This is a genomic window from Paenibacillus sp. VTT E-133291, assembly GCF_002264395.1.
GTDB classification, from domain to species: Bacteria; Bacillota; Bacilli; order Paenibacillales; family Paenibacillaceae; genus Paenibacillus_AQ; species Paenibacillus_AQ nitricinens.
This window is the reverse complement of sequence record NZ_NFVA01000008.1, coordinates 1-12,310: the sequence shown is the minus strand read 5'-3', so window position 1 is coordinate 12,310 and position 12,310 is coordinate 1. Positions and strand designations below refer to the sequence as shown.

Sequence of the window (12,310 nt, the reverse complement as noted above, 5' to 3'; positions counted from 1 at the left end):
AGAAGCCCCCTGAATAATAGTTATCCATCGGAATTTTGAATGGATACTATTCAAAAAATCTGTTTTTCCAATGGATATATTATCTGCTACTCTATAACAAAAGACAATGAAAGCAGGATTAAAAAATTATGAAAGATTCAAGTTCAACCACTTTACGAAGAAACATCGGCATGCCGCAAGCCATAGCTCTTTATATCGGTGCTGTATTGGGCTCAGGAGTCTTAATCGTTCCCGGGCTGGCTGCAGAAATAGCTGGTCCCGCTTCATTACTGGCATGGGGATTTATGACGCTGTTGATTTTGCCAATGGCCTTATCGATGGGCCTGCTCTCTGCCAAATTCCCTAACGCTGGAGGCGTGTCCCACTTCGTTACCCTTGCTTTCGGACCTAAAGCCGGATCTTTAGTGGGCTGGTTCTTCCTAATGTCCGTTCCGATTGGTGCGCCTGTCGCTGCGCTGACTGGAGCTGGTTATATGACAGCCGCCATGGGCTGGGATGAACCCGCGAGAATTACTATTGCTGCGGTGATGTTGGCCATTGGGCTAATTACAAACTGGATTGGTATGCAAGTGGCGGGAAAGGTACAAATTGCTGTAGTGATTGCGATTGTAGCTGTCCTCGTCTTCTCGTTTGCTACTGCGCTTCCACGGATGGAGGTTGAACACTTCACTCCCTTCGCCCCACACGGTTGGATGAGCATTGGACAGGCTGCAGCGATCCTATTTTGGTGTTTTATTGGTTGGGAAGCTGTCTCACATCTCTCTGAGGAGTTCAAAGATCCACAACGTGCTGCAGTTAAAGGTGTGACCATCGCTGCAATTATTGTAGGTGTTCTATATTTCTTATCCGCTTTAGCAACGGTTGGCACACAAAGCTACCTTAAAGGCGGGTCGAGCACTTCCCTTGTCTGGATCATCAGCCAGCCTCTTGGACGCTGGGGAGGATTTATCGCAGGTCTTACAGGTCTCTTCATCTGTACCGCCACCATTATTGCTTATGCCGGTGCCGCTTCACGCGTGGCTTTTGCGTTATCACGTCAGGGCTATGCCCCGCAATGGATGGGTAAGCTATCCAAACCGTTTCATACCCCTATTGGTGGAATAGCTTTTCTACTCCTCTGTTTTGTAACTGTGATGTCACTGTACGGCAGTGGAGCAATCTCCATCACTACTTTGATCCAGTTTCCGAATGCGACATTTATCCTGACTTATATCGGAGGTTGTGCTGCAGGGATACGCCTGCTCAAAGGAAGTCGCTTAGGTGTGACGCTAAGCTGGATTTCCTTTTTAGCTACTGCTGCCGTGTTTCCTTTTACAGGCTGGGCGATAGGCTATCCGTTACTAATTACTTTGATGTTTATTTTGATCTTTCGTATCAAACATAAACAAGCGGGTGCAGAAATAAAGGATTTAAGTCGTGAAATGTATGAAGGTCAACAAAAAGTGTTATAAGGCTCATAATCATCTGATTGAATCAGACAATGTGATGATGCATCAGCTTCCATTCACTCCCAGTGCCGCTATTGGCAAGAAAACACCAAATCCTACCCATGGAAGAGTTGCATGAATGAATCCTATCGTTTCAGTATTTGTTTAGATGGTTATGGAATGATGAGGGTAAACTATACTATGACCAGACAAAGGAGACGATACATCATGCCTAATCAACCAAAGATTGTTCTTGAGCCAGCAGCGCAGAAATTTGCCGATGATAATTCCAAACCTCCATTCCTTCCTGATCTTGGACCAGAAAAAGGCCGTGAAACCGTAGATACTGTACAATCCAGTGAGATATATAAACCAGAAGTCGATATTAAAGATCTTATGGTACCAGGAGGACCTAATGGTAATGTTTCCATAAGAATTGTTCGGCCTCCTAGCTCCTCTTCCGCTTCGTTGCCAGTGATTCTTTACATTCATGGTGCAGGCTGGGTGTTTGGTAATGCACATACCCATGACCGTCTAATCCGTGAAATAGCTGTTGGAGCAGAGGCCGCTATTGTTTTTCCGAATTATAGCCTCTCTCCGGAAGTAAAATATCCTACTGCCATCGAAGAGATCTATGCTGTTCTGAAATGGATCGCTGAACAGGGAAGTGATCATGCCCTTGATGCTAGCAAGCTATCCATAGGTGGTGATAGTGTCGGTGGGAATATGGCAGCCGCCATTACGCTTATGGCAAAAGAACGCAGTGGCCCAAAGATAGAGAAACAACTTTTGTTCTATCCGGTAACGGATGCCTCCTTTGATACCGAATCCTATCATGAGTTTGCCGAAGGATATTTCTTGCAGCGTGATGGAATGAAATGGTTCTGGGATCAATATACAACTGACCCCGAGGAGCGGAAGCAGATCACAGCCTCCCCGCTTCGAGCTAGTGTTGATCAGTTACAAGATCTACCCGAAGCACTAGTCATAACGGGTGAAGCAGATGTTCTACGTGATGAAGGGGAAGCTTATGCCGCCAAATTACGTGAAGCTGGAGTCACAGTCACGGCAGTTCGCTTTCAAGGGATCATACATGATTTCGTGATGCTAAATCCTTTAGCTGAGACCAATGCCAAAAAAGCCGCCATTAAGTTGGCAACTACCTGGCTTCGTGAAGGTTTTTAAACAACTGATTACTCTAACCCTGGCGAATGGGTCTACACAAGAATTTTGTGTAGACCCATTCGTTTTTTGTTGTTTACATAATAATTATTATGTAAACAAGTTTATTTTTACAAATAAGAAACAAATATCCAGACTCTGCGTCAATATATATTAAATGATCTAAAAGGAGCTAGAATATTGAAATATCGACCATTCATTCTGAAGACAGTCATTTCCTCCTCCTTACTCTTATCTGGTGTTGGTCTATGTTTGCCTAGTGCTCAAGCTGCAGCAACGCCCCTTGCCTCCTCCTCTTCTTCAACAGTCGATCCTGTCACCACAATTAAACCATTATGGCATGACAAAACAGATAGCTTGGGACTTTATGATGTAAAAGCTCCTATTTCAAATGGATTGTTCTATTATTCATCAGGTGGCACACTGAAAGCAGCTGATCTAACCACAGGAAAAGTAAAATGGTTCTACAAAAACGGCGCACACCCTGAGATTATAACGAAAAATTCCGTCTTCTTCATCACTTATGAGGGTTATCTTGTAAAAGTTAATGCCCAAACAGGGAAACTGCTTTGGAAAGTTAAGGCTGCCAAAGATCCCATTGAAATCGGTGCCTATGCAGAGTTAATGAACGGGGTGTTATACTTCCGGAATGATCATGGTGGAATAGCGGCTTATCATCCAGTTACAGGTAAAAAGATTTGGGGAAATAAAGACATCCCTATGTATGCAGGGAGTATATATGGCCTTTATGACGGTATATTTGTCGTATCTAGTACCGTTGATAACAGACGCACACAGTTTTTCGGCCTCGATCCAGCTACAGGTAAGAGGTTATGGAGAATGGAGGGATTTTACAACTTTGTTGCTTATCGGGATGGTGATTTAATACTTCGGGAGCAAGCGAATGCTTCAAATGATGCCTCTAACGAACCTCTTAAAGGCTATCAGATGACCCTGGTGCATGTGGATGTTAAAAGCGGAAAAGCAAAGACCAAAAAGAACTATAAACCACTCGAAGATGTTAGTAGACTAGGTAATTATTTCACGTCACTTCAAGGATCCTATCTATATACAGTCGATGGAAGCTTAAATCAGTGGGACTTTAATACACTATACCGCTTTAGCTTAGGTCAAGAAACAAAAAGTGAGCCTAAAAGTTATGAGGAGTACGGAAATTGGGTGGCTGGTCCATTAAATAACATGGCTTTTTTCCAAAAAGGTTCACAGCTCACATGGGTTCAAATGAACAATAATCGCAACACAATTTTCAACGGCCCGGACAGTCCTGCTCTTAGCGTTCAATGGTTTGGTAAGGGGATTTACGCTGGTTATGAGAATGGCTACTTCTATATTATAAATGCAGAAACAGGAAAAGCACTCGGCAAAATAAAGACAGGAGCACGACAATATGGCAAACCTTTCACTGCGAATGGGATTCTTTACATCCAGACGGAGCAGGATCTATTCGCTATTGCTCTGCCAAAAGAATTAAAATAGAGGTGATTCCCCCTCATCTCAGTCCGAATAAATCGAACCCTTTAGATTGGATGAACGAAGATCCTTTTTTTAAGAAAAAGTTATCCTTAAAGTCGCTTGAAGAGCAATGGAAGCTGGATCCAAGTCAGATCAATGGCTATGTTGAAAAAATAATCAGAGAATCTACCGCGGCTACTTCTTCTTCATTGACGGATGAAACCTCGAATCACACATAATTATCTGATTACTAAAATTCGTATTCCCAGTAATTCACCCCGAAAGTAATTGGGCACCAATCAACCGAACAAGGCTCATTACAATTCAGAATGCTAAAAATGTCAGCAGGTAAATTTAGAGATATAGATATCCGTTATTTATAAAAAAATCCTTAAAATCCCTCCTTTTCGCTCGTCCAAGTGGCGATCTCTCCTCAAAAAAACGCCTTAAAACTAAAACAGCGTATAATTTAAGTTATGCGCTGTTTTTTTAGGGCATTTTTCGCCCTTATTTATCCTTTATTTCATCTGCAATTACAAAGGAATTTATAAGCTTCATTCTCCGAACTTTAAGGTTCCCTCGCTCATAAGATAGGGTATCAATCGCAAAGGTGGGCTATTTATGTCCAAAAACAAGCGCGGCAAAGCACTTTGGCGTATGCCATCCCGAGGCAGAGGAACATGTCTGATCTGCGGCAGCACTCGTATTAAGCTTTTGTATATCGGAAAAGGACTTTCAGGCGAAAAGGTTAACGTGTGTAAGAAATGTGAGGGTAAACAAGTAACTAACAATAACTGAACAAAATTGTTCAGAGGTTCCAGTCATCATTTATTACAAGGCGAACGGATTACTAAAAAAGTGCAATCCTGTCATCGAGCCTCGATGAAAACGAATCACACTTTGCTTAGTAATCCTCCACTTCAAAAACTATAGGAGTTCTATAATTCTATACGATACCGTCTTTCTTCACTTGATAAACTGAATCCAACGGATTCATAAAGATGCAATGCAGAATCATTATCTGTTAACACCATTAAATAAGCTTCTTCAAGTCCATGTGTTCTGAAATAGCTTAACGCTTGAGAAAGCATGTACCTAGCAATTCCAAATCTTCTCCACGGCTCTAGTACAAAAACATTTTCAATATACCCACTTTTCTCTTCCTGCCATACCATCAAGCTGCCTACAACCCTCTCCCCTTCTCGAACAACCAAAGAATTCCAAAGCAGATTTTGCTTAAACTGAGATAGTCGTTCTTTCCCGAGTGGGGTTTCTGGCCAAACCTCTGCTTCCAATTCTAAATAAAGTTGTTCTTCTTGTGGGGTCTCCATCATCCAAGTTGCAAATTCAAATCTCTCATTTAGTTCAGGTACGGAGAAAGTATCATTAAGATTATGATTCATTTTAAATAAGCTATTGTACTGACAGAAGCCCTTTTCTTTTTCAAAAAACTGCGTGTTCGCGATCTCCGATGCGTTATTCCCCACACATAGCGTCGTTTTATACTCTGCTGGTAAAGTTTCCTTTAATTCTAGTGCTCTCAAGAGGAGCGTTTGATACATGCTCTCTAATAAATCATAGTCTTCTTCTTGTTCAGGTATTGTTTTCAAATTCAAATAGATCGAATGTCTGCTTTCCTTTGAACGCCCAGTCGGCACAATATTTATGATCTCTACTTGACCTTTGGCAATCATTTTCCCATTTTCAAAGGCGCAGTACACATTCTTCCAGTTTTCCTCATCACCAATCCACCAAAAAACAGCATTTCCCCGCGAAGTAACCGAGTTATATAACTCACCCAGTAATGGCATATCCCCTTGTTCAAAATGACGAATCATTATTCCCTCTGATGAAAGAATCGTTGATTTTGTCAAAACAAAACCCCTTTTCAAATAAATTTTGGCATACATTAAGGGTAGCACATCTCTTCCAATTTCACTTGTTAATGAATAGTTATAATTAATTCTTATATACTGTAACATTATTCGAATGAACCCTGTCTTACTTACATAGGGGGACTGCATGATGAAGAGACGATTTTTAATAGGTATTTCTATATTTTCAGTGGGTATTGTGATAGCTTTAGGGATCGGTACGATATCAAATATCCTAACTCCACTTAAGAGTTTCTTGCTCACTGTAGATAATCAGTCGGATAATGATATTAGCTCTATTGAAATAGGTTTAGTCCATACGGATTCCAAGGAATTATTTATAAGTCCCATCAGGAAAGGACAAACGAAAAAGTTTAAGCCTACACTAAGCTTAAGTGGTGAAGGTTCTATATACCTAAAGTATACTGACGCAAAAGGACGATCCACCCAAGAAACTGTATGCGGTTATACAGAGTATCTATCTGGTTATTCAACTGTCACGATTACTAATAAGGGCACAACTATTGTTCAGCAATGTAATTAAATCCGTTTCTTATATTTTCAAAAAAAGAGGATGTAAACCCTATTAGGTTCACCTCCTCTAATCATTTATGTAGCTTGCGATTATACCTCTTAACCAGAAACTCTCGAAATCATATAATAGTCGTAGAAAGACACCAGTGCATTGCCCTCAATTTTTGAATAACCACTATTTAATAGTGCAGTAATTCTTTGCTTAGCGGCAGGAATGGCCTTGGTAATCATCGCATCAACCCCAAAACAATCATAGAACTCCTTCTCAATCATAGAGAGGATCTCTGTAAGAACCCCTTCATTCTCCAATCTCGAGATCAGATCAAGCCTTAGAACACCAATCACTCCTACCCCTTCAACACTCTCATTTCTCGCAAAAAATTCAATAGTGCCAACAGCCTTATCACTATCTTTCTCTACAATACTAAATCGAACGTAACTATGCCCTGCATATTCATCCAGCCAGAATCGTATACAGCCACTCATCTCTTCTATCATTTGAAAGTTAAAATCGTTAGTACAGTTATCGCTATTGAAGAGCGGGATAGAAGCAGCGTCAGAATAACATTCTAGTAGGTCCTCTGCGTCTTCCTCTTGAACCAATCTATAGATTAAACACTCACTCTCAAACACCGGACATACCTGATACGGATTAATGATGGACATCTCAAAACCTCCATTATAATAGCTATGCTCATTATAATGGAGGTTACAGAACAATAGTATGATACTACTTATAGAAGATTTAATTGCCAGGTCACACCAAAACGATCCGCTACCCAGCCAAATTTCGGACTAAACGGATAGCTTCCAAGAGGCATTAGGACCTGTCCACCTTGCGCTAATGATTCGTAGACCCGATCAATTTCAGCTTCACCCTCACAATTCACATATAAGGATATCGCTGGAGTAAAGGTAAAGCCGTGCTGAACATAACTATCTATACACATAAATACTTGTCCATGTAAAGAAAAGGAGGCCTGCATTACACTCCCTTCAGGTCCTGCTTCGTTCGCTCCATAGCGCTTAATGCTAATAACTTCGGAATCATCAAACAAGGACGTATAGAAATTCATAGCTTCTTCTGCCTTACCCTCGAACATTAGAAAAGTCATGATCTTTTGATTCGTTTCCTTCATCATTGTCCAGCTCCTTATTGTGATTTAAAGTAGATCAGTTCATATCATTAACGCTTTCGTATACTTTCAAACGGGCATACACGGTTTCGAGAACCGGATACGCGCCTTGAACTGGAACAGCCATAGCCAGAAGTGCCCCATGCAGATGGTCCGCTTCTACAGGTAGTAGCTTATGCATATCCCGATGCATGGATGAAGTAAATTCAGGTAACACAGAACGCATCTTTCCCATCGTGGAAGCTATATTTTCCGGTCCCACAGGCATTCCAGCATTCTGAGCCAAGCTAACAATCTCTTGAAGAAGCTGCTCATAGATTGCACGTGCTTTTGAGGAAGCAAAAATAGGCCCAACAGAGCTATCCATTAAAGTGGTAATCCCACTTAGACTAGCTACAAATATATATTTCTGCCACACTTCGCGCTGAATGGCAGAACTTAATGATACAGTGAAGCCAGCATGATCCAAATGACTCAGCAGCAATCTTGTTCGTTCTGACTCACCGCCTGCCCATTCACCAAACACAATACTATGAAACGAACTGCTTTGAACGATAGTACCTGCTGAATCTAGAGTTGTTTCTATATAACAAAGACCACCCAGTACATGTTCTGGGCCAAAACGCTTCTGCAAAATGCTAAATTGATCATAACCATTGAGGAGCGGGAGGATCAGTGTATGTTCACCGACGTAGGGTTCAATGTCATTCATCACCTGAGGCAAATGGTATGCCTTGACCGCTATAATAATGCAGTCGAAAAGCTCTGCTTCTTCCCTATTAGAAATCGTTCGTACAGAAGTCTGAAAATCCCCATGAACACTTTTTACAATCAAACCGTCCGCTTCTAACTGAATCTGTTTGGCATTTCGGACGAGAAATGTAACATCTTCTCCTTTTTGAACTAGACGACCTCCGAAATATCCACCTATAGCTCCTGCACCCACGATAAGAAAACGCATAATAGTCTCCCCTTCTTTTCCCTTAATTTAAACAAACAAAAAGACCTTTTAGCTATCTGCTAAACAGGTCCGAAAGGCAAAAAAAGAGTCAAGTACCGACCGTTCTTTTGTCTCGGTCCTTACGGATCTGAGCAAAATCCAACGAGTTCACCTCCATGGCTACAAGTTAATTAATATTCATTTTTATTAAAACCTATTAGAGCACCATTCGATAATTTATCGATACAGCCTCCCTGGAAAGTATAGCAAAAGAAAACATTCCTGTACAAGCATATTTAGGTAACTCTCCTTAAAGACTAGTAGTTTTGATCCATAGTTTTGAGATATCCAGAAATCCGAATGAACTGGTGTGAAGTCCAAACAAGCTTTGATTTAGCTGCGCTTTTTTATTCATATGACAACCATATAACACCCAATAGTTGTCCCTAAGCACACCTTCTGCCTGATCCAGCAGCTTGATTCTCTCTTCCTTTGGGGATTGCGTGAAATCGGTAAGTACATCTGAGAATAACAAGATCTGTTCATCTCTCAGCAGAGAAAAAAGATAATTAAGTTTATTATTAAAGTAGTTAACCATTCCCCACTGCCAATCATCTTCAAGAACCTCTTCAGCAAGGAGGATTTCGGCAGTGTTCTTTATATCTGCAGAGTTAAACTCGTTGAATAAATACAGCTCAATATGCAGTCCTACTGAAGCAGCTCGTGCTTGAAGCCACAGGGCTTCTTCCCGCTCTTCTTTTTTATCTTTTGTAGCTAATCTTAAGGTCTCCCCCTGGTATCCACTTGCCACTAGAAGCTCTCTCGCGTGTTCCAGGGTAGGCTCAATAATACTTCTCTTACTGCTCTCCCAAGGTAAAAAGCTATCAGCAGGGGTACTACGGTTCCCTCCTAACTCCTTAATTAAGGCTTCTCGGCTGTAAAGGATTCGTATAGCCTGCCGGAATAGTTGGTGTTGATGAATTCCGTCTTTATGGAAATTGAACAAGAGATATCGGCATCCCAAGGCAGGGTAGTCAATACTGTGGTTACAGATGATATTAGGTAATAAACCTTCCTGAGCAGATTCAGGGAGTTCATACAATCGTTCATTTGAAGCTTGTTCTGGCAAATACCAGATTTCCACACGATCTAGTAGCGGGCGTATACCGTAATAATAGTCAAATGCCGCGAGAACTAGCACATCTTCATTAAGATCTAGTAAACGATAAGGCCCTGTTCCACTCACTTCTTTTACAAGATCTACGTCATGAGGAAGAATCGACATATGAATACAACTGAACATATGGAGAAAAAAGAGATTCGGACGAGACAGCTCAAACTTGATTCTGTGATCTCCTTCTATCTCTACTCGCTCAATATCTTTGTACAAGCTCAACGCCGGACTGTTCAAATCTATAAGTCGCTGAAAGGTTTCTTTGACATCTCTTGAAGTCATAATCTTACCATGATGGAAACGTACACCTTTACGGAGATAAAAAATATAACTTGTGCTGTCTTCATTGGTTTCCCACATATGAGCCAATCCAGGGAGAAAGGTATCACTGGCCGCATCATAGGTAACTAATGTGCTATAAATTTGTCCGAGTAAATAGGATTCAAACGCGGTATATACATAAGCTGGATCCAGCACTTCCATATGCCGGTTTCGTGTAATTCGTAACACATCCAAGCCTGATGTCGACTCCGTTTCACTACGGAAGCCCATCTGCTTATTTAACACCATTAATAACCGTTCCTTTAATGTGTCGCTAACCTGACCACGACTTAATAACTCTATAGCTTCCTTAAGCTTCCCCTTATTAACCAGTTCCTGAAAGCTGTCCTCCAGCACCTCTTCAATCGTTCGTAGAAAAGTTAGCTGCGAGATATTTCCACGCCCTCTTCCAGGCTGCCAGTGTATAAAACCCTGCTCTTCAAGTTTTCGCAGAATAAACTTTACGTTACGAGGAGTGCAGCACAGAATAGAAGCTAGTCTATCTATGGTCACAGGATTACCTTCCCCTATATCTATTGAGGATGGGATGGCTATTGCTAAACATAAAAAATGATTACTAATATGGTCCACGATCGCTCACTCCTTTAAAGGTGAAACACTGTAAGTAAATCTTACACTTTTACTTCCCCCTTTTATCATTATAATTATACATATATCGTTAATGAATATGCAGTACTAAATTATAGCTATCAGATTAGGAGACCTTTTCAATTATGAACCAGCATCTTAGGCATATTCACCCATTAGCTTGGACTATCATCGTCGGTACGATGTTCGGACGTTTGGTAACTTCAATGAGCATTCCATTCTTATCCATCTATTTAACCCAAGTCCTTGGATCCACCCCCACACAAACGGGGATTACGGTAGCCGTCAGCTCTTTGGCGGGCGTAATGGCCAGCTTCTACGGAGGATATATCTCGGATATTGTAGGCCGCAAAATTGTCATGTTAATCTCCGTATTTGGCTGGGCAGCAGTATTCTTCGGATTCTCAGTTGCCCAACATCTGTGGGTATTTTTCCTGGTCAATACGTTGAACGGATTATGCAGATCTGTGTTTGAGCCCACCTCACGGGCACTTTTATCTGACATAACACCAGCTGAAAGTAAGCTGCTAGTATTCAATCTTAGATACGCTGCGATTAACCTTGGTGTTGTCTTTGGTCCGATTATTGGAGTACAGCTCGGTTCTGCTGAATCTACGTTTCCTTTTATGATCGCTGGTATTGTATATGTTGCATATGGGCTTGTGTTATTCGTACAATTCAAATTGCATCGCTCAACCATGGAGGGTCATACGCAAGCCGAACCACCACGTTTACTTGAAGCCTTGGCAACAACCGGTAGAGACCGTGTATTCTTGCCAGTTCTACTCGGTACTATCTTTTGTGTACTTGGATACGGACATTTTGGTTCAACTATGGCGCAATATTTAGCAATGAACACCCATTTCACAAATGGTGGGCAATTATTCTCCTATATGTTGTCACTCAATGCCATCACGGTATTAGTGGTGCAATATCCTATTGTACGTACGGCTAGCAAATTCTCACCGATTATTCCATTGATTCTCGGAAATATCTGCGTTGCTATTAGTCTTCTCTTAGTAGGTTTAGCCGAAGGTGTAGCCCTGCTTATGTTCAGTGTGATCCTGTTTACTATAGGGGAAGTTCTGCTCTTTACGATGATGGATATGTTAATCGATCGGATTGCGAAGCCAGAAATGAAAGGTACGTACTTTGGAACGATTGGCTTTAATAATTTGGGGAGTGTAATCGCGCCTATCTTCGGCGGAGTGTTGTTGGATCATTATGGAGCTCAGAACGGACTTACGATCTTCCTGCCACTCGCTTTAACCACGGCTATAGGTCTTCCATTTCTATTCTTAGCGCACAAGAGGCTTACTGCTAGAGAGAAGTTATCGCATGGTGATGAGACCAACACGGTTAATGGATAATTTAGTATTTCTGGTCTCTAAAGGTTTTTTATGGACTCAATATTTTCAGGGTAAATACCTAAATCGCCCGCTACTTTTAAGAATAAAGATGATATTAATTGGATCTCACCAAATAATTGATCTACATCTCCTTCTTTTTGTGATCATCATCATTTAAGTAGGTTAATACCTTACCTATGCCAGTCTACAACTTTATTTTCTGAGTTTATCAAGACATAAATTTAAGAAAGATAGATATATTAAAGGGTTTCACATATTAGTCATGACTAA

11 protein-coding genes are annotated in these 12,310 nt (G+C 41.2%); 6 read left to right on the top strand and 5 right to left on the bottom strand.

The window, feature by feature from the left end; genetic code table 11:
* Positions 1-128 precede the first annotated feature (128 nt).
* From CA598_RS05345 to CA598_RS32125, 4 genes are all read left to right on the top strand, one after another.
* Complete coding sequence (locus CA598_RS05345) at positions 129-1,451, top strand: APC family permease (RefSeq protein ID WP_094875734.1); 1,323 nt, start codon at positions 129-131, stop codon at positions 1,449-1,451.
* Between the two features lie 204 nt (positions 1,452-1,655).
* Positions 1,656-2,612 carry an alpha/beta hydrolase gene (locus CA598_RS05340; RefSeq protein ID WP_094875732.1) on the top strand — a complete coding sequence of 319 codons (957 nt, stop codon included), beginning with the start codon at positions 1,656-1,658 and terminating at the stop codon, positions 2,610-2,612.
* Between the two features lie 177 nt (positions 2,613-2,789).
* A complete protein-coding gene (locus CA598_RS05335) occupies positions 2,790-4,106 on the top strand; it encodes a PQQ-binding-like beta-propeller repeat protein (RefSeq protein WP_179283589.1) in 1,317 nt (438 codons plus the stop codon).
* A 597-nt stretch (positions 4,107-4,703) separates the two neighbouring features.
* Complete coding sequence (locus tag CA598_RS32125; RefSeq protein WP_179283588.1) at positions 4,704-4,880, top strand: hypothetical protein; 177 nt, start codon at positions 4,704-4,706, stop codon at positions 4,878-4,880.
* Between the two features lie 140 nt (positions 4,881-5,020).
* On the opposite strand, the gene CA598_RS05325 is transcribed toward CA598_RS32125, so the two are convergent.
* Positions 5,021-5,992 (bottom strand): GNAT family N-acetyltransferase, encoded by a 972-nt coding sequence (locus CA598_RS05325; protein WP_256990364.1) that lies wholly within the window; start codon positions 5,990-5,992, stop codon positions 5,021-5,023.
* Between the two features lie 112 nt (positions 5,993-6,104).
* Between CA598_RS05325 and CA598_RS05320 the strand changes: the two genes are divergently transcribed.
* Positions 6,105-6,500 (top strand): hypothetical protein, encoded by a 396-nt coding sequence (locus tag CA598_RS05320; protein ID WP_143812390.1) that lies wholly within the window; start codon positions 6,105-6,107, stop codon positions 6,498-6,500.
* 89 nt (positions 6,501-6,589) lie between these two features.
* On the opposite strand, the gene CA598_RS05315 is transcribed toward CA598_RS05320, so the two are convergent.
* From CA598_RS05315 to CA598_RS05300, 4 genes are all read right to left on the bottom strand, one after another.
* Complete coding sequence (locus CA598_RS05315) at positions 6,590-7,156, bottom strand: GNAT family N-acetyltransferase (protein ID WP_094875724.1); 567 nt, start codon at positions 7,154-7,156, stop codon at positions 6,590-6,592.
* 68 nt (positions 7,157-7,224) lie between these two features.
* Entirely contained in the window at positions 7,225-7,629 is a 405-nt protein-coding gene (locus tag CA598_RS05310) for a VOC family protein (RefSeq protein WP_094875819.1), read from the bottom strand.
* A 34-nt stretch (positions 7,630-7,663) separates the two neighbouring features.
* Positions 7,664-8,587, bottom strand: coding sequence for a ketopantoate reductase family protein (locus CA598_RS05305; RefSeq protein WP_094875722.1), 924 nt, complete (start codon positions 8,585-8,587; stop codon positions 7,664-7,666).
* A 289-nt stretch (positions 8,588-8,876) separates the two neighbouring features.
* Complete coding sequence (locus tag CA598_RS05300) at positions 8,877-10,652, bottom strand: ABC transporter substrate-binding protein (protein WP_094875720.1); 1,776 nt, start codon at positions 10,650-10,652, stop codon at positions 8,877-8,879.
* 143 nt (positions 10,653-10,795) lie between these two features.
* On the opposite strand from CA598_RS05300, the gene CA598_RS05295 reads away from it, so the two are divergent.
* Positions 10,796-12,040: an MDR family MFS transporter gene (locus CA598_RS05295; protein ID WP_094875718.1), complete on the top strand. Its 1,245-nt coding sequence runs from the start codon at positions 10,796-10,798 to the stop codon at positions 12,038-12,040.
* The last annotated feature ends 270 nt before the right edge of the window (positions 12,041-12,310 follow it).